Below are 21,098 nucleotides of genomic sequence, written 5' to 3'. Positions count from 1 at the left end.
CTACAGATGCTCCGACTGCGGCATCCCCAGCACATGGTAGCCGCTATCCACCAGAATGATCTCGCCAGTGGTGCACGCGCCATAGTCCGAGGCCAGATAGACCGCCGTGCCGCCGATCGCCTCCAGTGTCGCATTGCTGCGCAGGGGGGAGTTCGCCTCGGTATGGCGGAAGGTCTTGCGCGCGCCGCCGATGGCGGCTCCGGCCAGCGTCTTCATCGGGCCGGGGCTGATCGCGTTGACGCGGATCTTGTCGGGGCCGAGGTCGTTCGCGAGGTAGCGCACCGAGGATTCCAGCGCCGCCTTGGCCACGCCCATCACGTTGTAGAACGGCGTCACCCGGTTCGATCCCTGATAGGTCAGGGTGATCAGGCTGCCCCCGTTCGGCATGATCGCCGCCGCCCGCCGCGCCACGTCGATGAACGAGAAGCACGAGATGGTCAGCGAGGTCTTGAAGTTCTCGCGGCTGGTGTTGATGAACCGGCCCGTCAGCTCGTTCTTGTCGGAAAACGCGATGGCATGGACCAGAAAGTCAATGCTGCCCCATTCCGAGGCCAGCATGGCAAAGGCCGCATCGAGGCTGTCATCGTTCATCACATCGGCATCGATCAGCAGCTTCGATCCCAGCGAGGCCGCCAGCGGCTCCACTCGTTTTCCAAAGGCTTCGCCCTGATAGGTGAAGGCCAACTCTGCCCCCTCGGCGGCCAGTGCCTGCGCGATGCCCCAGGCGATGGAGCGTTCGTTCGCGACGCCCATCACCAGCCCGCGCTTGCCCGTCATCAGATCGGCCATGTCAGATCACCCCAGATATTTCGACAGCAGCATCGAGCCATTGGTGCCGCCAAAGCCGAAGCTGTTGGTCATCACCGTATCAAGGCCCGCATTGTCAACGCGGGCGGTGGCGATCTCGGCGGCGTCGATGGCCGGGTCGAGCGTGTCCACATTGATCGAGGGCGCGATGAAATCGTTCTGCAGCATCAGCAGGCAATAGATCGCCTCCTGCGCGCCGGTGGCACCCTGGCTGTGGCCGGTCATCGACTTGGTGGAGCTGATCACCGGGGTGGTGCCGCGGCCAAACACCCGGCGCACCGCTTCGACCTCGCCGACATCGCCGACCGGGGTCGAGGTGCCATGCGCGTTGATGTAGCCCACCTTGCGGTCGGGGCTCAGCGATTGCAGTGCCAGCCGCATCGCCCGCTCGCCGCCCTCGCCCGAGGGGGCGACCATGTCATGCCCGTCCGAGGTGGCGGCATAGCCGGTGACCTCGGCATAGATCTTCGCGCCGCGGGCCTTGGCGTGCTCGAGTTCCTCCAGCACCAGGATCCCGCCGCCGCCGGCGATCACGAACCCGTCGCGCGCCGCATCGAAGGCACGCGAGGCCTGCGCCGGGCGGTCGTTGTACTTGGAGGACATCGCGCCCATCGCGTCGAACAGGCAGGACAGCGTCCAGTCCAGCTCCTCCGCGCCGCCGGCGAACATCATGTCCTGCTTGCCCATCATGATCTGCTCGCTGGCGTTGCCGATGCAATGCAGCGAGGTCGAGCAGGCCGAGGTGATCGAGTAGTTGATGCCCTTGATCTTGAACGCGGTCGACAGGTTCGCCGAGATGGTCGAGGACATGCATTTGGGCACCGCGAAGGGCCCGATCCGTTTCGGCGCCCCCTGGGTCAGAACTGTCTGATGCGCGATGAGCATCGCCGAGGTCGAGGGCCCGCCCGATCCGGCCACAAGCCCGGTGCGCGGGTTCGACACATCGGCCTCGGTCAGGCCGGCATCGGCGATGGCCTGCGTCATCGCGATATGGGCATAGGCCGCACCCGGACCCATGAAGCGCAGCGTGCGCTTGTCCACATGCTCGGCAACGTCAAGATTGACGGCCCCCGCAACCTGGCTGCGAAAGCCGCGCTCTGCCATATCGGCATTGGCGGTGATGCCGGAGCGGCCGGCCTTCAGCGAGGCCAGAACCTCCCCCGCGTTATTGCCGATGGATGAAACGATACCGAGGCCTGTGACGACGACGCGGCGCATGGGCGGCTCTCCTAAGCTTGGGGGATCAGGCTGCGGCGGCAGCCAGACCGACCTTCATGTCCTTGACCTGATAGATGATCTCGCCGTCGGACTCGACGCGGCCATCGGCGACGCCCATCTTCAGCCGGCGGTCGATGACGCGGGTGAAATCGACGCGGTAGGTGATCATCGTGCGGGCGGGCGTGACCATGCCGCTCAGCTTGACCTCGCCGACGCCAAGCGCAAAGCCCTGACCCTGCCAACCGCGCCAGCCCAGGTTGAAGCCGGTCAGCTGCCACAGGCCATCAAGGCCAAGGCAGCCGGGCATCACCGGGTTGCCGGGGAAGTGGCAGGCGAAGAACCACAGGTCGGGGCGGATGTCGAATTCGGCAACGACATGGCCCTTGCCATGCGCGCCGCCATCGGCGGAAATATCGGTGATCCGGTCCATCATCAGCATCGGCGGTTCAGGCAACTGCGCGTTGCCGGGGCCAAAAAGCTCACCCCGCGCACATTTCAGCAGCGCGTCCTTGTCGAAACTCGTCGGATAATCCGCCATTCCGGCCCGTCCCCCCGTGCAGAACACTCTTTTGATACCGGCTTTCCTCTACCATCCGCATCGGAGCGGGCGCAATAGCCCCGCGGGGCGGGACAAGCGGCCTCGTCAGGGCCGTTTTGCGAAAGGATTTGAAATCTGGGGCACTCCACCCTTATATGAATGGCTAGTGTAGGAAAGAGCGCAATCCCATGAAGGCCAAAGCCGACGCAACCGGAACCACATGGCTCGCACGGGCAGGTCTACGCCCGACGCGGCAACGCGTGGCGCTGGCATCCTTGCTGGTGGGCGATGGTGAGGACCGGCATGTCACGGCCGAGAGCCTTTATGCTGCGGCCCGCGCCGCAGGTGAGGGCGTGTCGCTGGCGACGGTCTACAACACTCTGCGCGCTTTTTGTCAGGCGGGCCTGATGCAAGAGATCACGGTCGATGGGGCGCGGTCGTATTTCGACACGCGGATGGACGACCACCCGCATTTCTTCTGGGAAGACAATTCGGAGCTGACCGATGCGCCCGCGGAAGAGCTTCAGATCACGCGCCTGCCGACCGCGCCTGCGGGCGCCGAGATTGCCCGCGTCGATGTGGTGATCCGCCTGCGCCGGACGTAAGATTCAGAACCACTGCCCCGGTTCCATCAAACCCAGCTCCATCAACTGCTGCGAATGCCAGTCGAAGCGCACCGAGTTGTGCCACTTGAAGCTGTTGATGTCATAGGTTGACCCGGGGTTGGTCTTCAGCGCCTTGGCGGTGCGGAAGGACATTACCGAGGCGGTCATGTTGTGGTGCCAGGGGCAGGCATAGGTGTTGTATTCCTGAATGCTGAAGGTGTGATCGGCGCGCAGGCGCAGTCCCGGCTGCGCGCGGAACAGTGCGATGCGGTCGATGCGGCGGCGGTCTTTCGGAATATGCTCCTCGAACCGCCAGCGGATGCCGCCGTAGAAGTCCAGCTGCCGTTCGCGCACATGGCCCGCCTCGTCCTTGCGGGCGAGGGCGTAATAGCCGGTGCGGTCCATCTGCGCATTCTCAAGGTCCACCGCGTCGGGATTCGCCCAGAGGTCGCCCGCATAAAGATCGACGACATAGCACAGCATCGCATCGCGCCGTTCCTCGGCATGGAAGGCGATCAACTCGCGCACGCTGCGGGTCTCGCAGAATGGGTGGAACAGGTATTCGGCGTTGTAGCAGTAATAGAGCCAGGTGGTCGGCGGCGCGGCTTCGACGATCGGGTTCACCGCCCGCATCAGCGCGCCTTCGGACTTCACCTGGAACGCGATCCGATGCACCTGCGCCGCGAGATCCGCCGGAAGCACCAGTTCAGGCGGCGCGAACAGCAGAACTGCGCGAAACCCGGCCTTGAGGTGGTGGCGCAGGGTGCCGTCCACCTCGACCAGATCCTCGGCAAGGATCAGCGCCACTGGCCCCTTGGCCAGCGCCGCGCGGCCCCGCACAAGGAAGTCGTCGAGAGAGGTGTAATCCATGGGGAGGTCCGTTCGCTGCCGCAGCTGCAAACTCGGGCAGGGCGGGGCGCAATGCAAGCCCTGCTGCACCGCGTCGGGGCGGGCATTGCGGCAAGGGCGGCATTTCGGTAGACAACGCCGGTCCGGCGCGCATCTGCGCGCGCCCGGGCGCGGGAAAGGGCACGGCATGGATGGCGATGCGAAAGTCGATGCAAAAGCTGGGGTGAAGAAGCTCTTCATCAAGACCTATGGCTGCCAGATGAACGTCTATGACAGCGAGCGCATGGCCGAGGCGATGGGCGCCGATGGCTATGTGCTGACTGAAACGGCCGACGATGCCGACATGGTGCTGCTGAACACCTGCCACATTCGCGAGAAGGCCTCCGAGAAGCTCTATTCCGACCTTGGCCGCCTGCGGCCGCTGAAGGCCGCGAACCCGGCCCTGAAGATCGGCGTCGCCGGCTGTGTCGCGCAGGCCGAGGGCGCCGAGATCCTGCGGCGGATGCCGCTGGTCGATCTGGTCGTCGGCCCGCAAAGCTATCACCGGCTGCCGGCAATGGCCCGCGCCGCCGAGGCGGGCGGCAAGTCGGTCGATACCGAGTTTCCGGCCGAGGACAAGTTCGACCATTTGCCCGCTCGGATGCAGGGCGCGACCCGCGGCCCGACCGCCTTCCTGACGGTGCAGGAGGGCTGCGACAAGTTCTGCGCCTTCTGCGTGGTGCCCTATACCCGCGGCTCCGAGGTCAGCCGCCCGGTGGCGCGTATCCTGACCGAGGCGCGGGGGCTGGTGGAGAAGGGCGTGCGCGAGATCACGCTTCTGGGCCAGAACGTCAACGCCTATCACGGCGACGGCCCGGCCGACCTTGGCGGCGGCACCTGGGGCCTTGCTCAACTGGTGCGGGCGCTGGCGCGGATCGACGGGTTGGAGCGGATCCGCTACACCACCTCGCACCCCAATGACATGGGCGATGACCTGATCGCCGCGCATGGCGAAGAGGCCAAGCTGATGCCCTATCTGCACCTTCCCGTGCAGTCGGGCAGCGACCGCATCCTGAAGGCGATGGCCCGCAAGCACACCGCCGAGCACTATCTGCGGCTGGTGGAGCGCATCCGCGCCGCCCGGCCCGACATGCTGCTGTCGGGCGATTTCATCGTGGGCTTCCCCGGTGAGACCGAGGCGGATTTTCAGGCGACGATGGATCTGGTGGCGGCGGTGGATTACGGCATGGCCTATTCCTTCCGCTACTCCGCCCGCCCCGGCACCCCCGCCGCTGAAAAGCCGCCCGTTCCAACGGGGGAAGCCGACGAGCGCCTCCAACGGCTGCAGGCTTTGCTGACGCAGCAACAGCGCGCCGCGCAGCAGGGAATGGTCGGGCGCGAGGTGCAGGTGCTGTTCGAAAAAACCGGGCGCGAGCCGGGGCAGATGGTCGGCAAGTCCGACTATCTGCACGCGGTGCATGTCACTGGCGGCGAGGCGAAGCGCGGGGCCATCGCCAAGGTGAGAATCACCGACAGCGGCCCGAACTCGCTTGGCGGCGTCGTCACCAGCGCAATGTGGTAGGCGCCGGGCATTTTCGCAGCGATCTATGGTCTAGTTTCACCTCTGCTGGGGCAATGTTTCCGGTTCGCGCACAATCTGTGGGGAAAGCACCTTCACAAGAGTTAAGGACATGCTACGCTCGCGGGGATTTGAACAGTCTCCTCGGGGCGTGCGTGCTGCGCCGCAGTGGGTGAACAAGACGGAGGCGAAACAGTGGTAAAAGGGATCCTGAGGGCGGTGGCGGTCGCGGTGACCGGTCTTGCACTGGCGACGGGGCCATTGCTGGCGCAACAGGTCGTGCAGGGCGAGCGCTATGCGCCGACGATCTGGGTTGACCCGGATGGCTGCGAGCACTGGGTGATGGATGACGGCTGGGAAGGCTATATGGACGCGCGCATCGACCGCCGCGGCCTGCCGGTCTGCAACCGCGGCGAGGCTTGCGGCGTGATGGCCTCGGACCAGCTCTTTGCCACCGACAGCGCCACGATCTCTCCCGGCGGCCGCCAGCAGCTCGAATCGTTCTTCGCTTCGAACAAGGCGGCTGGCTACGTGATCGCCGGCCACACCGACAGCCGCGCCAGTGACGGCTACAACATGAACCTGTCGCAGCGCCGGGCCCAGTCTGTCGCCGCCGTCGCCGGCAGTGTCGGGGCGCGGGTCGTGGACATCACCTGGTTCGGCGAGCGCCAGCCCAAGGCGTCCAACGCCACCGCGGCCGGGATGCAGCAGAACCGCCGCGTCGAAATCTTCTGCATCCGCTGAGGAGCGTGACATGACCGTGCTGAAATATATCGCCATCCTCGCGGCCGCCGGCACCCTTGCCGCCTGCGATGCCCCCAAGCAGAACAAGACGGTGGACCGCGCCGTCGACGCCAAGCACCTGAGCCAGCTGAAGGCCGGGATCTGGGTCGATCCCGAGGGCTGCGATCACTGGATGATCGACGATGGCGCCGAAGGCTACATGAGCGCGCGGCGCTATCCCGATGGCCGCCCGGTCTGCACCGGCAAGCCCGGCACCTCGGGCTATGCGACCGGCCCCTACCAATCGCGCGTAGATCCGATCTGAGCCTTAGCGCCCAACCGATCACGATATGGTGGCCGCAGGAACAGTCCTGCGGCCTATTTTGTTTCCCCAGCGTGAATCTTCATCTGGGCGCTTGCCACGGGGCCCCGCGCTTGGCACCATTGGGCTACCGAAGCCGACCCCCTGCCAAAGCCAACCCTCTGCCGAAGGGAGACGTTATTGGGCATCAGCGCGCTGACCCCCCCGCCCCGTCCTGAAGACGTTCACGAGACGCTTCTGGAATTCCCCGACAACCGCCTCCTGCGCGATCTGTGCGGGCAGTTCGACCGGAACCTCGCCCAGATCGAACACAAGGTGGGGGTCCACATCCTCCGGCGCGGCAATCAGCTCGCAGTGGTGGGCACACCAGCGCTCCGCGATCAGGCGGCCTCACTGCTGCATCACCTGTATGCGCGGCTGGAAACCGGCCGCCCGGTCGAAGCTGGCGATATCGACGCCATGATCCGCATGGGCGATTTCGGCGGCGCACCGCAGGCCGACCCCGAGGATCAGCTGGAGATGTTCAGCGGCCGCATGGAAATCCGCACCCGCAAGAAGTCTGTCGAGCCGCGCACCGAGGCGCAGAAGGCCTATGTGCGCAACCTCTTCCAGCATGAACTGGCCTTCGGGATCGGCCCCGCCGGCACCGGCAAGACCTATCTTGCGGTGGCGGTCGGCGTGACGATGCTGATCGGGGGCCATGTCGACAAGATCATCCTCTCCCGTCCGGCGGTGGAGGCGGGCGAGCGGCTCGGCTTCCTGCCCGGCGACATGAAGGAGAAGGTCGATCCCTACATGCAGCCGCTCTATGACGCGCTGAACGACTTCCTGCCGCCCAAGCAGATGGAAAAGCTGATGCTGGAGAAGCGGATCGAGATCGCTCCGCTGGCCTTCATGCGCGGGCGCACCCTGTCCAACGCCTTCGTGGTGCTGGACGAGGCGCAGAACGCCACCTCCATGCAGATGAAGATGTTCCTGACCCGTCTGGGCGAGGGCAGCCGCATGGTGGTGACGGGCGACCGCAGCCAGATCGACCTTCCGCGCGGCGTGCCCTCGGGCCTGAAGGATGCCGAGCGGATCATCGCAGGGGTGAAGGGCGTCAGCTTCAACTACTTCACCGCCAAGGACGTGGTGCGCCATCCCCTTGTCGCACGCATCATCGAGGCCTATGACCGCGACGATGGAATCTCTGGTTGACACGATAGCCGAAGACGAGCGGTGGCAGTCCTTCGGGCTCGCACCGCTCGCCGAACGGGCCGCCGCCGCGACGCTGGCGCATCTGGGGCTGGAGCCCTCGGAATTCGAGATCAGCCTGATGGGCTGCGACGATGCCCGCATTGCCGTACTGAACGCTGATTTCCGCGGCAAGCCCGCGGCAACCAACGTGCTGTCCTGGCCCTCGGAAGAGCGCGGAGCCGAGCCGGAGGGTGCGGCACCGGAGCTGCCTGAGGGCGATGCCGACATGCCCGAGGAACTGGGCGACATCGCTATCGCTTGGGAGACCTGCGAGCGCGAGGCCGCCGAGGCCGGCAAGCCGATGGCGGAACATGTGACGCACCTCGTGGTTCACGCAGTACTGCATCTTCTGGGCTACGATCATGAGCGTGACGCCGACGCATCGCTCATGGAAGGCACCGAAATTGCGATCCTGGCAGAGCTTGGACTTGCAAATCCCTACGACTGACAGCAAGTGACGCTTGGGCAGCGCCGCGGCGTGACAGAGCCCGGCAAGATGGAAAGGAACGATGGGCGAAAGTTCAGACGGGTCTACGGTAGCGCAGGACGCGCCGGACCAGGGGGACAGTCCCGAGAGCAATGGTTCTCGCGGCTTTTTCGGACGAATCCTGAACGCCTTCAACGGCGCGGATCAGGAGAATGAGGGCGAAGACGGCGCCCCCGGCGAGGGACAGACCACGCATCACGCGGGCCTTGGTGCCTTGCGGCGGCTGCGGGTCGGTGACATCGCCATACCCAAGCCCGAAATCGTGGCAGTGCCGGTGACCATTTCCAAAGAGGATCTGGTCGAGGTGTTCCGCGAACATGGCTTCTCGCGGATGCCGGTGTTCAAGGGCACCCTCGATTCGCCGCTGGGGCTTGTCCATCTCAAGGACCTTGCGCTGCAATATGGCTTCGATGCTCAGGCCCCCCGCTTTGGCCTGCGCAAGATGCTGCGCCCGCTGCTGTTTGCCCCGCCCTCCATGCCCATCGGCGTTCTGCTGCAGAAGATGCAGACGGAACGCATCCACATGGCCCTCGTCATCGACGAATATGGCGGCGTGGACGGGCTGGTGACGATCGAGGACCTGATCGAGCAGGTCATTGGCGACATCGACGACGAGCATGACGAACAGGAAGGCGGTTTCTGGACTCAAGAGAAGCCCGGCCAATGGCTGGTGCAGGCCCGTGCCCCGCTGGAAGAGTTCGAACTGGCCGTCGGCCGCCGCCTTGCCGATGAGGAAGAGGGCGAGGAGGTCGACACGATGGGCGGCCTCGTCTTCATGCTGCTTGGCCGGGTGCCGGCGCGCGGCGAGGTGGTGAAGGCCGATAGCGGGGTCGAGTTCGAGGTCGTCGATGCTGACCCGCGCCGGATCAAGCGGTTGCGGGTGCGCCTGCCGGGCTCCGGGATCTGATCTTGGAATGGGCGGATCTGCGGGCAGGGGGCGGCGCGCCCGGCCTCTGGTCGCGGCTTCGCCCTTCTTGGCGCGACCGCGGCGCGCTTGCCCTGCTTGGCGCGCTGATCGCCGCGGGGCAGGCGCCGCTAGGGGCTTGGTGGCTCGCCCTGCCGGCGCTGGCGCTGCTGATCCGCTGGCTGGCGCGCCAGCCGCATCCCGGCCGCGCCGCTATGATGGCCCTCTTTGCAGGCGCCGGCTATTTTGCCGCGGCACTGTTCTGGATCGTGGAGCCGTTCCTGGTGGACGTCGCCCGCCACGGTTGGATGGCCCCCTTCGCGCTGATCCTCATCTCCTTCGGCATGGCCCTGTTCTGGGCGGGGGCTGCCGCGCTGGCCGCATGGCTGGGGCAGACCCCCACCCGGCGCGCGCTGGCGCTGGCCGTCGCGCTGGCGGGCGCGGACGCGCTGCGCAGCTACGTCCTCACCGGCTTCCCTTGGGCGCTGCTTGGTCATGTCTGGATCGGTACGCCAGTCGCGCAGGCGGCGGCGCTGATCGGCCCGCTCGGCCTTGGCCTGCTGACCACGCTTGCTGCGGCTCTGGCAGCGATGGTCCCCCGCCGCGGCACCCCCGCCGCCATTGCCCTTCTGGCGGCGGTCTGGGCCGGCGGCAACTGGCGGCTCGCGCAGCCGGACCCCGCGCCAGCCATGACGGGGAACCGCCCGTTCCAGATCCGCCTGGCGCAGCCCAATGCCGCGCAGGACCTGAAATGGCAGCCCGGGATGCAGGAGATGTTCTTCGAACGCATGCTCGCCCAGACCGCCGCCGCCCCGGCGCCCGGCACCCCATCCCCCGACCTGATCCTCTGGCCCGAAACCGCGGTGCCCTGGCTCCTGAACGACCCCGGCGTGGTGCTGGAACTGATCTCGCAGGCGGCAGGCGGCACCCCCGTCGTGCTTGGCATCCAGCGGAGCGAGGGGCTGCGCTTCTACAACAGCCTCGCAGTGATCGGCCCCGGCGGCACCGTGGGCGGGGTCTATGACAAGCACCACCTCGTGCCCTTTGGCGAATACATGCCCGCGGGCGATCTGCTGGGCAGCCTCGGCATCACCGCCTTCGCCGCGCGGCAGGGCAATGGCTATTCCGCCGGGCCCGGCCCCGCGCTGCTGGACATTGGCCCACTTGGCCGCGTGCTGCCGCTGATCTGCTACGAGGCGGTGTTCCCGCAAGGCCTGAACGCCGCCCCCGGCCGCGCCGACTGGATCTTGCAGGCCACCAACGATGCCTGGTTCGGCGCGCTTTCGGGCCCCTACCAGCATCTCGCGCAGGCCCGGCTGCGCGCCATCGAGCAGGGCCTGCCCTTGGTGCGTGTTGCCAATACCGGCGTCTCGGCGGTGGTCGACGCGAAGGGGAGGGTGCTCGCCTCGCTGCCGCTGAACACCGATGGCTTTCTCGATGCCCCCCTGCCCGCGGCATATCCGCCCACGCCCTATGCCCGCAGCGGCGATTGGCCAATGCTGGTGCTTTTGTCGCTTTTGTTGCTCGGGCTGGTTACAATTCGCCGCAGATAGGCGATTGACGCAAACGGGGCAGGGGGTTACGCACGTCCATTCAACCGTCACAACGGCTTCCTGGCGTGACGGGAATTAACCAATGGAGCGCTTCCCATGTCCCGGCAGAACTATATCTTCACCTCCGAGAGCGTCTCGGAGGGGCACCCCGACAAGGTGTGCGACCGTATCTCTGATGCGGTGCTCGACGCCTTCCTCGCCGAGGAGCCCAACGCCCGCGTTGCCTGCGAAACCTTTGCCACCACCAATCAGGTCGTGGTTGGCGGTGAGGTCGGGCTTTCCGACAAGACCAAGCTTGCCGAGTATATGGAGCGCGTCGATTCCATCGTGCGCGGCTGCGTGCGCGACATCGGCTATGAGCAGGATGAGTTCCACTGGAACACGCTCAAGGTCTCGAACCTCCTGCACGCGCAATCGGCGCATATCAGCCAGGGCGTGGACCGGGATGGCGCTGGCGATCAGGGCATCATGTTCGGCTATGCGACGGATGAGACGCCCGAGCTGATGCCGGCCCCGATCCAGTATTCCCACGCGATCCTGCGCCGGCTGGCCGAGGCGCGCAAATCGGGCGCCGAGCCCACCTTGCGCCCCGATGCCAAGTCGCAGCTGTCGCTGCGTTACGAAAACGGCAAGCCGGTGGAGGTGACGCAGCTGGTGCTGTCCACCCAGCACGCGCTGGAAAGCCAGACCTCGGACGATATCCGCGCGCTGGTGGAGCCCTATATCCGCGAAGTGATCCCGGCTGGCTGGCTGACCGAGGCCACCGAGTGGCACGTCAACCCGACTGGCACCTTCGTGATCGGGGGCCCCGATGGCGATGCTGGCCTGACCGGGCGCAAGATCATCGTCGACACCTATGGCGGGGCGGCCCCGCATGGCGGCGGCGCCTTCTCGGGCAAGGATCCGACCAAGGTCGACCGCTCGGCGGCCTATGCCGCGCGCTACCTCGCCAAGAACGTGGTGGCGGCGGGCCTTGCCACCCGCTGCGTGATCCAGGTCGCCTATGCCATCGGGGTCGCGCGCCCGCTGGCGATCTATGCCGACACCTATGGCACCGGCAAGGTGCCCGAGGCCGAGATCGAGCGCGCCGTGGCCGAGGTCATGGACCTGACGCCCCGCGGCATCCGCGAGCATCTGCAACTGAACCGCCCGATCTACCAGCGCACCGCCGCCTATGGCCATTTCGGCCGCGAGCCCGATGCCGATGGCGGCTTCAGCTGGGAAAAGCTGGATCTGGTCGAGGCGCTGAAGAAGGCGGTTTAAGCGTGGCTTCGGGTGCCGGAAACAACGGGGCGGTCCGCGAGGGCCGCCCTTTTTGCTGGTGCCTTCGTGCCCTGTGCGGGGCGCCAGCAAGGGGGCCGGCGGCGCGCAGCTCCATTGCGGCAATGACCCGCGCGGTCTAGGCTACGGGTTCTGGCGCATCTTCCGGGAGAGAGCCCTTGGCTGTCACAGATCATATCCGCACGCTGCGCCCGCTGTCCGAACTCGACTACCATGACAGCAGGTCGATCCTGCTGCCCGGCCCGATCACGGCGCTCGACGCATGGAACTTCATCACGCAAGAGACGGGACCGCTCATGCGTCTGGCCTTTAAGACGAGGGATGCCGTCTCTGCGCTGTTCGGTGTAAAGCGGATCGGCGGGTTCTCGGGCAAGCGCTTGGAGAGTGTGCAGGCGGGTGATCGGCTGGATTTCTTCGTGGTTGAGTCGAGCGCTCCGGACAGGCTGATCCTGACCAACAGGGACCGGCACCTTGATGTCATGATCTGCCTGTCGATCATGGATCGCCTGCTGACGGTCACCGCCTCGGTCGTCACGCATAACGCCTTCGGTCGCCTCTACATGCTGCCGGTCGGGCTGGTCCACAAGCTGATCTTGCGCGGCGACCTCCGACGCCTACAGCGAAGGTTGGCGCGGACCGGGCAGGCCTCCTTGCCCGCGCCGGGAACCGGCGCCTGAAAGGCGGCGCCTCGTCCCCCGCCGCGCGGGCAGTTCGGCGATTGCCCCCGCCCGCTGCGCTTGCCATGCTGGGCGCGCACCCAAAGGAGAGCCCCCCGATGCCCGACACCCTGCGCTACGCGACGATCATGCTTGCCGCCGGCATCGGCATCCCGATCCTCGCGGCGCTGAACGCGCAGCTTGGCGCGCGGATCGGCTCGCCCCCCGTTGCCGCCGTGGTCCTGTTCTGCGTGGCGCTGTCGGGCGCGGTGCTGGTCATGCTGCTGACCCAGGGCCCCTCGGCCATTGCGAGGCTCCCGGAACAGCCCAAGCATCTCTTCCTCGCCGGGCTCTTCGTCGCCTTCTACGTCCTCTCCATCACCTTCGTCGCCCCGCATTTCGGGGTGGGCAATGCGGTGTTCTTCGTACTGCTCGGCCAGATGATCTCGGCCGCGCTGATCGACCAGTTCGGTCTTTTCGGCGCTGCCCTGCGCCCCGTCACCCTGATGCGCGGCGCGGGCATAGGCTTCATGGGGATCGGTCTGTTCCTGATCCAGCGCGGCTGAGGGCTTGACCCGGCCGCCTTCGGGCGGCATGACCCCGGCCCATGACCGACCAGATCCCCCAGCCCGATCCCGACGCGCCCGAATGGCGCAACTTCTATGGCCGCCGGGCTGGCAAGACCATGCGCCCGTCGCAGAAGTCCTACCTGTCGGAGGATCTGGAAACCCTGCGCCCCTTCGGTGTGACGGTGGAGGAGAACCCGGACCGCGCGCCTCTGGACCTGAGCGCCGTTTTCGGCGACGCCCGCCCGGTCTGGTTGGAAATCGGCTTTGGAGGTGGCGAGCATATGGTGCACATGGCCGCGACCTACCCGGAGGTGGGGATCATCGGCTGCGAGCCCTTCATCAATGGCGTGGCGATGCTTCTGGGCAAGATCCGCGCCGCCGGGGTCAGCAACCTCGCCGTGCATCCCGGTGATGTGCGTGAGCTGTTCGACGTGCTGCCCGAAGGCTCCATCGCCAGGGCCTTCCTCAACTACCCCGACCCCTGGCCCAAGCGCCGCCACCACCGCCGCCGCTTCGTGACGCAAGACCACCTGCTGCCGCTGCACCGCGCGCTGGCACCGGGGGCAGAGTTTCGCGTGGCGACCGACATTCCCGACTATATGCGCCAGGCCCTGGACGAGGTGCCGAAGGCCGGGTTCGTACTTGAAGAACACTCCGGAACCGCTTGGAAAGACTGGATTTCCACGCGCTACGAGAAGAAGGCGCTGCGCGAAGGACGCCTCCCCGACTACGCCACCTTCCGGCGAGTCTGACTCCCCGCGGCTTCTTGGTGGCAGAAATATCCCGGGGGAGTCGCGGCCCCGCCGCGACGGGGGCAGCGCCCCCTTCTTCAGGCCCGCCCCGTCCTCAGGCGTTGAACAGGAAGTGCAGGACGTCGCCGTCCTTCACCTCATAGGTCTTGCCTTCCACCCGGAACTTGCCGGCCTCGCGCGCGCCGGCCTCGCCATTGGCGGCGACGTAATCGTCATAGGCGATGGTTTCCGACCGGATGAAGCCGCGCTCGAAATCGCCGTGGATCACGCCGGCCGCCTGCGGGGCTAGGGTGCCCTTCGGGATCGTCCAGGCACGGGCCTCTTTCGGGCCGACGGTGAAATAGGTCTGCAGGTCCAGAAGCTCATACCCGGCGCGGATCAGCCGGTCGAGCCCGGCCTCTTCCAGCCCCATCTCATCGAGGAACATCTGCGCTTCCTCGGCGTCGAGCTGGCTGATCTCTTCCTCGATCTTGGCAGAAATCACCACCGAACCCGCGCCCTGTTCCGCCGCCATCTTCGCCACGCGTTCCGACTGGCTGTTGCCACTCGCGGCCGAGGATTCCTCGACGTTGCACACGTAGAGCACGGGCTTGGAGGTCAGCAGCTGCAGCATCTCCCAGGCGCGCAGATCCTCGGGCGCGACCTTGACGGTCCGGGCGGGGCGGCCGGCCTCCAGCGCCACCATCGCGGCGCGCAGCAGGCGGTCCTGATCGACGGCTTCCTTGTCGCCGCCCTTGATCTTGCGGGCGAGGTTGGCGAGCCGCCGCTCGACACTTTCGATATCGGCGATCATCAGCTCGGTCTCGATGGTCTCGGCATCGGCGACGGGATCGACGCGGCCCTCGACATGGGTCACGTCGCCATCTTCAAAGCAACGCAGCACATGGGCGATGGCATCGGTCTCGCGGATATTGGCCAGGAACTGGTTGCCCAGACCCTCGCCCTTGCTGGCGCCCTTCACGAGGCCGGCGATGTCCACGAAGGTCATCCGCGTTGGGATGATCTGCTTGGACCCGGCGATGGCGGCGAGCTTTTCCAGCCGCTTGTCGGGCACCGCGACTTCCCCCACATTGGGCTCGATCGTGCAGAACGGGAAGTTGGCGGCCTGCGCGGCGGCGGTCCGCGTCAGCGCGTTGAAGAGCGTCGACTTGCCGACATTCGGCATTCCGACGATACCCATCTTGAAGCCCATGCCAATCCCCTGTCCCAGCGGTTTCGCGCCGCTTCTAGGCAGAGCGCCGCGCAGACGCAAGCTTGGCCTTTGTCCGCAGGCTGTGGCATGGCACATTGGGACGTGGCGGGGGCCTGAAGAGAGACTGTCCGATGGGATTCGAGCCCTACCTTCACTTTCAGGGGACCTGCGCCGAGGCGATGGCCTTCTATGCCAAGCTGTTTGGCGCGAGTGACCTCTTCATCCAGCGCTACTGTGAAATGCCCGGGGTGCCGCCCGAGTTTGCCGCTTCCGATCTGGTTATGCATTCGGCGCTGGTCGCGGGCGGCATGGTGCTGATGGGTTCCGACTTTCCGCCGGGGGTGGAGGGCGAGGCGCAAAAGGCGGTGTCGATCAGCCGCTCTGTCCCCGACCTCGCCACCGCGCATCGGCTGTTCGACGCGCTGGCGACAGGCGGGGCGGTGATCATGCCGATCCAGCCGACCTTCTGGTCCACCGGTTATGGCATGGTGCGCGACCGGTTCGGCACCCATTGGATGCTCTCGGGCCCCGCGGTCGAGGTGGAAGGGCCGCGGCTGTAGCCGAGCGCCCCTTGAGGCATTGATTTCCACCGCGGATTTCTGCACACCGGGCGCGACCTGCAAAGAAGGACGCCCGATGACCCGGATCGACCAGAAGTTCGCCCAACTGCTCGCCGAGGGGCGCAAGGGCTTTGTCGCCTATGTCATGGCGGGCGATCCCGACTATGCGACCTCGCTGGAGATCGTGAAGGGCCTTCCGGGCGCGGGCGTGGATTTCATCGAGCTGGGGATGCCCTTCACCGACCCGATGGCGGATGGCCCGACGATCCAGCTGGCTGGCCAGCGCGCGCTGGAAGGCGGGCAGACCCTGCAAAAGACGCTGGATATGGTGACGGAGTTCCGCAAGGGCGACGACACCACCCCCATCGTGATGATGGGATATTACAACCCGATCTACAGCCGCGGGGTGGACCGCTTCCTGGCCGATGCCGTGGCGGCCGGCATCGACGGGCTGATCGTGGTGGACCTGCCGCCCGAGGAAGACTCTGAGCTGTGCATCCCCGCGCAGGCAGCGGGGCTGAACTTCATCCGGCTGGCGACGCCGACCACCGACGATGCGCGCCTGCCAGTGGTGCTGCAGAACACCTCGGGCTTTGTCTATTATGTCTCGATCACCGGCATCACCGGCGCGGCGGCCCCGCAGGCCGTGGACGTGGCCCCCGATGTGGCACGGATCAAGGCCGCGACCGACCTGCCGGTGATGGTGGGCTTCGGCATCTCCACCCCCGAGGCGGCAGAGGCGATCTGCTCCATTGCCGATGGTTGCATCGTCGGATCCGCCATCGTCAAGCTGATCGGTGAGGGTAAATCGCCCGCCGAGGTGCTGGCGGTTGTCGCAGGGCTGGCTGCGGGCGCGCACCGGGCCTGAGGCTAGCCGAGCACCACGTCCAGGAACATCATCAGCACCAGCCCGATGATCAGCCCCGCCGTCGCCGCGTTCTGGTGGCCATGGCGGTGCGTCTCGGGGATGATCTCGTGGCTGATGACATAGAGCATCGCGCCCGCCGCAAAGGTCAGCCCCCAGGGCAGCAGCGGCGCGGCCATCGACACGGCAGCGACGCCGACCAGCCCGCCAAAGGGTTCCACCAGCCCGGTCAGCAGCGCGATCGCCACTGCGCGGACGCGGCCATAGCCAAGCCCCCGCAGCGCCACCGCGACCGCCAGCCCCTCTGGCGCGTTCTGGAGGCCAATGCCGATGGCGAGGGACATCCCGAGGGGCACATCGCCGCCGCCAAAGCCGATGCCGACGGCCATGCCTTCGGGCACGTTGTGGATGGTGATGGCGATGATGAACAGCCAGATCCGGGCCATCGCGCCGGCATCAGCCCCCTCGCGCCCCTCGACGAAATGCTCATGCGGCAGCGATTCGTTCAGCAGCGCGATGGCCCCGGCGCCGAGCAGGATGCCCCCCACCGCGATCAGCGCCGCGATGACCTCGCTGCCGGTGCGCGCCGTCGCCGCCTCGATACCCGGAAGGATCAGCGAGAAGAACGAGGCCGACAGCATCACCCCCGCTGCAAACCCCAGCAGCACGTCGTTCCAGTAGCGGGTGATGTTGCGGCCGAACAGCACCGGCAGCGCGCCGACCCCGGTCATCAGCCCGGCGGCGAGGCTGCCCAGAAATCCCATCAGCAGGATCGACATGCGCTGTGTCCTTTGGTTGGCTTACGGCACAATTTGCCTCGGCGGGGGGGAAGGCAAGGGGCTGCGGCGTCACGGCGATTGCATGGAGGCGCGCCGATTGGTAATGGCATCTTACCAATTTGGAGGAGAGGCCCCGTGCCCGTGATCACCAGCATCGAGGATCTGAAGCGCATCCACCGCCGCCGCACCCCGCGGATGTTCTACGATTACGCGGAATCGGGCAGCTACACGGAACAGACCTTCCGCGAGAACACCTCGGACTTTGCGCAGATCCGGCTGCGGCAGAAGGTGGCGGTGGACATGACCAACCGCAATCTTGCGGGCACCATGATCGGGGAGAAGGTGACGATGCCGGTGGCGCTGGCTCCGGTGGGGTTTACGGGGATGCAGTCGGCGGATGGCGAGATCAAGGCGGCGCGGGCGGCAGAGGCGTTTGGGGTGCCCTTCACCCTGTCCACCATGTCGATCTGCTCCATCGAGGATGTGGCAGAGCACACGACCAAGCCGTTCTGGTTCCAGCTCTACGCGATGCGCGATCAGGATTTCCTGCGCCGGATCATCGACCGGGCCAAGGCGGCGGGCTGTTCGGCGCTGGTGGTGACGCTGGACCTGCAGATCCTCGGCCAGCGGCACAAGGACCTGAAGAATGGGCTGTCGGCGCCGCCGAAGCTGACGCCCTCGACCATTTTGAACCTTGCTACCAAATGGGGCTGGGGGCTGGAGATGCTGCGGACCAAGCGGCGTTTCTTCGGCAATATCGTCGGCCATGCCAATGGCGTCGGCGATGCCTCGTCGCTGATGAGCTGGACGGCAGAGCAGTTCGACCCGCAGCTCGACTGGGGCAAGATCGCGGCGATCCGCGACATGTGGGGCGGCAAGCTGATCCTGAAGGGCATCCTCGATGCCGATGACGCGCGGCTGGCGGCAGAGTTCGGGGCCGATGCCATCGTGGTGTCGAACCATGGCGGGCGGCAGCTCGATGGCGCGCTGTCCTCGATCCGGATGCTGCCGCAGATCGTCGAGGCGGTGGACGGGCGCTGCGAGGTCTGGCTCGACAGCGGCATCCGGTCGGGGCAGGACGTGCTGAAGGCGCTGGCACTGGGGGCCAGCGGCACCATGATCGGCCGGGCCTGGGTCTATGGCCTCGGCGCGATGGGGCAGGCGGGGGTCACCAAGGCGCTGGAGGTGATCCGCAAGGAGCTGGACATCTCGATGGCGCTGTGTGGTGAGCGTGACGTGGCCCGGCTGCGGCGTGAGAACCTGCTGGTGCCGAAGGGCTTTTTCGACGCCTACGACTGACGGCGCTCAGTCCAGCAGCGCGCTGCAGGCGGCGCGGACCTGCGCGGCCGTCGGCGGCGCGCCATGGCCGGTGGCATAGGGCAGCATCAACCCGTCCAGCAGCGCCGCGCAGGCCATCGCCCGCACCGGATCGGCGCTATGGCCCGCCAGCAGGTCTACGTAGAACAGCATCGGCCGCATGGCAGCCTGCGCCAGCCGCTCGCTCGCGCCGCTGAGCGCCGGATCGCGCGAGGCGGCGAGCATGATTTCCAGCCGGGCGATCAGCAGATCCCGATCCTCGTGGGCGCAGACCACGAGTTCATCGGCCACGAAGGCAAAGGCCGCGTCGCGCCCTTGGTCGGCCAGGATGGTGGTGAACGCCGTTTTCAGCACCTCCGACTCCGCCTGCAATCGCTCTGCTAGACGGTCGATCAGCGCCTGCAACAGGTCAGCCTTGCGCCGGAAATAGTAGGAGGTAGAGCCCGGCGGCAAGCCCGCGGCGGCGTCCGTCCCGCGATGGGTCAGCGCGCCAAGCCCCTCGCGGGCAACGAGCGACAGGGCGGCGTCCAGAATTATCTCGCGGCGGGTGGTTCCCAAGACGCCTCTAACCCTCTACATCCGTATAGACTCTACATGTGTAGAGGTTTCCGAACAAGGATGCATCACCATGACCCCGAAGACCCAGAAACTGAACCCCCCAACTCTGCCCGACGTGGGCCCGCTTGGCTATTCGCAGGTGGTCATCGCGCCGCCGGGCAGGATGGTGTTCATCTCTGGCCAGGTTGCCAATTCGACCGACGGCACCCCAGTTCCACCCGGGCTCGAGGATCAGGCGGCGGTCGTGCTGCGCAACCTCGCCCACGCGCTGGAGGCAGCAGGGGCGACGCCGGACAACGTCGTCTCGCTTCGCGTCTATGTCGTTGGTCTCGACCCCGAACGGGTAGGTTCCCTCATGGTCCCCATTGCGGCGATGTTCGGCGGGCAGGCCCCGGCCCTGACGGGGATCGGCGTGAACGCTCTCGCCGCGCCGGAGTTCAAGCTGGAGATCGAGGCCGTGGCGGTGATCTGAGCCGGACCGGCCCTTCGCCGCGACCAAGCTGTCGCTGGTCATGGGGCCGGGGTCGACAATTTCAACCGGGGCAGGCTCCCCCGGCGGAAATGTCTTTCCTTCATGCCCGGTCCCGTCTATAGGGGCCACCTTGCGGGCATGCACCCTTGGAGGATGTCCGCCTTTTAACCTATGGAGAGACCAATGGCACGTGAGATCCCGGATCTTGTGGCCGAGGTACGGACGGGGACAGGCAAGGGGGCCGCTCGTCAAGCTCGTCGTGAGGGCTACGTACCCGGTGTTGTTTATGGCGACGGCAAAGAGCCGCTGTCCCTGAACATCAAGTACTATACGCTTCTGAAGAAGCTCAAGGCAGGCCGCTTCCTGTCGACGCTGTTCAACCTCAAGGTCGAAGGCCAGGACGATGTCCGCGTCATCTGCCGCGGGGTCCAGCGCGATGTCGTGCGCGACCTTCCGACCCATGTGGACCTGATGCGCCTGCACCGCAATTCGCGCATCAACCTGTTCATCCACGTGAACTTTGAAAACCACGACGCAGCCCCGGGCATCAAGCGCGGCGGCACGCTGACCGTGGTGCGTTCGGAAGTCGAGCTGGAAGTGACCGCGGGCGATATCCCCGATCACATCACGGTTGACCTGACCGGCAAGCAGATCGGCGATGTGATCCACATCGAAGATATCCCGCTGCCGGCTGGCGCGACCCCGACGATCAAGCGGAACTTCGTCGTTGCCAACCTGGCCGCGCCGTCGGGCCTGCTGTCGTCCGAAGCCGCCGAGGCTGCCGAGGCCGAGTGATCGGTTTCGCCCGCTAGCTGCGGACTGCAAGATACGGACGGGGGCCCCTTGGGGCCCCCGTTTGCATTTGCGGCTCAGGCGGTGATGCTCTGCACCGTCTCGAACACTTCCAGCTCGGGCGGGCCGGCATAGATCTCGCGGTTGCCACCGGCGCCGGCATGGGCGGCGCGGAACGCCTCGGACCTGGTCCAGGCCTCGAAGGCCGCCGCACTTTCCCAGGCGGTGTGCGAGGCGTAGAGGCGATAGCCGTCCTTTTCCGGCCCCTTCATCAGGTGGAAGGCGATGAACCCGGGCACCTGCGGCAGGTGGCTGTCGCGGCTTTTCCAGATGGTTTCGAAGGTTTCCTCATGTCCGGGCTTGATGCGGAAACGGTTCATGGTCAGATACATGGCCAAGGGCCCCTTGCTGATGTGGTGAGGATGGCGGGCGGTCCAAGCGCAGGCGCGGACGGGCTGGCGATGGCCAGAAGCACAGGGCAAAGCGCGGCGGCCGTCAAGCCCCG

At 66.4% G+C, this 21,098-nt stretch carries 25 protein-coding genes and 1 riboswitch; of the genes, 17 read left to right on the top strand and 8 right to left on the bottom strand.

All coding sequences use genetic code 11. From position 1 onward, the window contains the following. Genes Q8S30_RS13045 through fabA form a run of 3 tightly spaced genes read right to left on the bottom strand, consistent with a single transcriptional unit; the run spans position 1 to position 2,563 of the window. Positions 1-789, bottom strand: a complete 789-nt coding sequence (locus Q8S30_RS13045) for an enoyl-ACP reductase (RefSeq protein ID WP_305666442.1) — start codon at positions 787-789, stop codon at positions 1-3. A gap of 6 nt (positions 790-795) precedes the next feature. Continuing rightward, entirely contained in the window at positions 796-2,025 is a 1,230-nt protein-coding gene (gene fabB, locus Q8S30_RS13040) for a beta-ketoacyl-ACP synthase I (RefSeq protein WP_305666441.1), read from the bottom strand. A gap of 25 nt (positions 2,026-2,050) precedes the next feature. Further along, positions 2,051-2,563 carry a bifunctional 3-hydroxydecanoyl-ACP dehydratase/trans-2-decenoyl-ACP isomerase gene (gene fabA, locus Q8S30_RS13035; protein WP_305666440.1) on the bottom strand — a complete coding sequence of 171 codons (513 nt, stop codon included), beginning with the start codon at positions 2,561-2,563 and terminating at the stop codon, positions 2,051-2,053. A 188-nt stretch (positions 2,564-2,751) separates the two neighbouring features. Between fabA and irrA the strand changes: the two genes are divergently transcribed. After that, positions 2,752-3,168 carry an iron response transcriptional regulator IrrA gene (irrA, locus tag Q8S30_RS13030; RefSeq protein WP_305666439.1) on the top strand — a complete coding sequence of 139 codons (417 nt, stop codon included), beginning with the start codon at positions 2,752-2,754 and terminating at the stop codon, positions 3,166-3,168. 3 nt (positions 3,169-3,171) lie between these two features. Here irrA and Q8S30_RS13025 read toward each other — a convergent pair whose 3' ends face one another. Further along, entirely contained in the window at positions 3,172-4,038 is an 867-nt protein-coding gene (locus Q8S30_RS13025; protein ID WP_305666438.1) for a hypothetical protein, read from the bottom strand. A 166-nt stretch (positions 4,039-4,204) separates the two neighbouring features. Between Q8S30_RS13025 and miaB the strand changes: the two genes are divergently transcribed. The 11 genes from miaB (at position 4,205) to Q8S30_RS12970 (ending at position 14,058) form a co-directional block, all read left to right on the top strand. Beyond that, positions 4,205-5,578 (top strand): tRNA (N6-isopentenyl adenosine(37)-C2)-methylthiotransferase MiaB, encoded by a 1,374-nt coding sequence (miaB, locus tag Q8S30_RS13020; RefSeq protein WP_305666437.1) that lies wholly within the window; start codon positions 4,205-4,207, stop codon positions 5,576-5,578. Positions 5,579-5,770: 192 nt separating this feature from the next. After that, positions 5,771-6,319 carry an OmpA family protein gene (locus tag Q8S30_RS13015; RefSeq protein WP_305666436.1) on the top strand — a complete coding sequence of 183 codons (549 nt, stop codon included), beginning with the start codon at positions 5,771-5,773 and terminating at the stop codon, positions 6,317-6,319. 10 nt (positions 6,320-6,329) lie between these two features. Beyond that, on the top strand, positions 6,330-6,623 hold the full coding sequence (locus tag Q8S30_RS13010) for a hypothetical protein (RefSeq protein ID WP_305666435.1): 294 nt from the start codon (positions 6,330-6,332) through the stop codon (positions 6,621-6,623). Positions 6,624-6,800: 177 nt separating this feature from the next. Beyond that, complete coding sequence (locus Q8S30_RS13005; protein ID WP_305666434.1) at positions 6,801-7,817, top strand: PhoH family protein; 1,017 nt, start codon at positions 6,801-6,803, stop codon at positions 7,815-7,817. Then, positions 7,801-8,304 carry an rRNA maturation RNase YbeY gene (ybeY, locus tag Q8S30_RS13000; RefSeq protein ID WP_305666433.1) on the top strand — a complete coding sequence of 168 codons (504 nt, stop codon included), beginning with the start codon at positions 7,801-7,803 and terminating at the stop codon, positions 8,302-8,304. Before Q8S30_RS13005 ends, ybeY begins: the two co-directional genes overlap by 17 nt. Positions 8,305-8,365: 61 nt before the next feature. Further along, positions 8,366-9,250, top strand: coding sequence for a hemolysin family protein (locus tag Q8S30_RS12995; protein WP_305666432.1), 885 nt, complete (start codon positions 8,366-8,368; stop codon positions 9,248-9,250). 92 nt (positions 9,251-9,342) lie between these two features. Further along, positions 9,343-10,800 (top strand): apolipoprotein N-acyltransferase, encoded by a 1,458-nt coding sequence (gene lnt, locus Q8S30_RS12990; protein WP_305666629.1) that lies wholly within the window; start codon positions 9,343-9,345, stop codon positions 10,798-10,800. Positions 10,801-10,841: 41 nt separating this feature from the next. After that, positions 10,842-10,890: riboswitch (SAM-SAH riboswitch) on the top strand. A gap of 6 nt (positions 10,891-10,896) precedes the next feature. Further along, on the top strand, positions 10,897-12,063 hold the full coding sequence (gene metK / locus Q8S30_RS12985; RefSeq protein WP_305666431.1) for a methionine adenosyltransferase: 1,167 nt from the start codon (positions 10,897-10,899) through the stop codon (positions 12,061-12,063). Between the two features lie 176 nt (positions 12,064-12,239). Next, on the top strand, positions 12,240-12,758 hold the full coding sequence (locus tag Q8S30_RS12980; protein ID WP_305666430.1) for a DUF2867 domain-containing protein: 519 nt from the start codon (positions 12,240-12,242) through the stop codon (positions 12,756-12,758). Between the two features lie 98 nt (positions 12,759-12,856). Then, positions 12,857-13,303: a DMT family transporter gene (locus Q8S30_RS12975; protein WP_305666429.1), complete on the top strand. Its 447-nt coding sequence runs from the start codon at positions 12,857-12,859 to the stop codon at positions 13,301-13,303. 41 nt (positions 13,304-13,344) lie between these two features. After that, positions 13,345-14,058 (top strand): tRNA (guanosine(46)-N(7))-methyltransferase TrmB, encoded by a 714-nt coding sequence (locus Q8S30_RS12970; RefSeq protein WP_305666428.1) that lies wholly within the window; start codon positions 13,345-13,347, stop codon positions 14,056-14,058. A 94-nt stretch (positions 14,059-14,152) separates the two neighbouring features. On the opposite strand, the gene ychF is transcribed toward Q8S30_RS12970, so the two are convergent. Next, entirely contained in the window at positions 14,153-15,250 is a 1,098-nt protein-coding gene (ychF, locus tag Q8S30_RS12965; protein ID WP_305666427.1) for a redox-regulated ATPase YchF, read from the bottom strand. Positions 15,251-15,381: 131 nt separating this feature from the next. On the opposite strand from ychF, the gene Q8S30_RS12960 reads away from it, so the two are divergent. Together Q8S30_RS12960 and trpA are read left to right on the top strand one after the other, a co-directional pair. Further along, positions 15,382-15,810, top strand: coding sequence for a VOC family protein (locus Q8S30_RS12960; protein WP_305666426.1), 429 nt, complete (start codon positions 15,382-15,384; stop codon positions 15,808-15,810). Positions 15,811-15,886: 76 nt separating this feature from the next. After that, entirely contained in the window at positions 15,887-16,678 is a 792-nt protein-coding gene (gene trpA / locus Q8S30_RS12955; protein WP_305666425.1) for a tryptophan synthase subunit alpha, read from the top strand. 2 nt (positions 16,679-16,680) lie between these two features. Here trpA and Q8S30_RS12950 read toward each other — a convergent pair whose 3' ends face one another. Next, a complete protein-coding gene (locus Q8S30_RS12950; protein WP_305666424.1) occupies positions 16,681-17,454 on the bottom strand; it encodes a ZIP family metal transporter in 774 nt (257 codons plus the stop codon). Positions 17,455-17,589: 135 nt separating this feature from the next. Between Q8S30_RS12950 and Q8S30_RS12945 the strand changes: the two genes are divergently transcribed. Then, positions 17,590-18,753 (top strand): alpha-hydroxy acid oxidase, encoded by a 1,164-nt coding sequence (locus Q8S30_RS12945; RefSeq protein WP_305666423.1) that lies wholly within the window; start codon positions 17,590-17,592, stop codon positions 18,751-18,753. A 6-nt stretch (positions 18,754-18,759) separates the two neighbouring features. On the opposite strand, the gene Q8S30_RS12940 is transcribed toward Q8S30_RS12945, so the two are convergent. Further along, positions 18,760-19,329, bottom strand: coding sequence for a TetR/AcrR family transcriptional regulator (locus Q8S30_RS12940; RefSeq protein ID WP_305666422.1), 570 nt, complete (start codon positions 19,327-19,329; stop codon positions 18,760-18,762). A gap of 70 nt (positions 19,330-19,399) precedes the next feature. Between Q8S30_RS12940 and Q8S30_RS12935 the strand changes: the two genes are divergently transcribed. Both Q8S30_RS12935 and Q8S30_RS12930 read left to right on the top strand, forming a co-directional pair. Further along, positions 19,400-19,801: a RidA family protein gene (locus Q8S30_RS12935; RefSeq protein ID WP_305666421.1), complete on the top strand. Its 402-nt coding sequence runs from the start codon at positions 19,400-19,402 to the stop codon at positions 19,799-19,801. Positions 19,802-19,984: 183 nt separating this feature from the next. Next, a complete protein-coding gene (locus tag Q8S30_RS12930; RefSeq protein WP_305666420.1) occupies positions 19,985-20,596 on the top strand; it encodes a 50S ribosomal protein L25/general stress protein Ctc in 612 nt (203 codons plus the stop codon). A 74-nt stretch (positions 20,597-20,670) separates the two neighbouring features. Here the strand turns inward: Q8S30_RS12930 and Q8S30_RS12925 are convergent, their stop codons facing one another. Then, on the bottom strand, positions 20,671-20,985 hold the full coding sequence (locus Q8S30_RS12925; RefSeq protein ID WP_305666419.1) for an antibiotic biosynthesis monooxygenase: 315 nt from the start codon (positions 20,983-20,985) through the stop codon (positions 20,671-20,673). Positions 20,986-21,098 lie beyond the last annotated feature (113 nt).

Origin of the sequence: Frigidibacter sp. (genome assembly GCF_030695035.1) — a bacterium.
Lineage (GTDB): Bacteria > Pseudomonadota > Alphaproteobacteria > Rhodobacterales > Rhodobacteraceae > Frigidibacter.
This window is presented reverse-complemented; position numbering and strand designations above follow the sequence as displayed.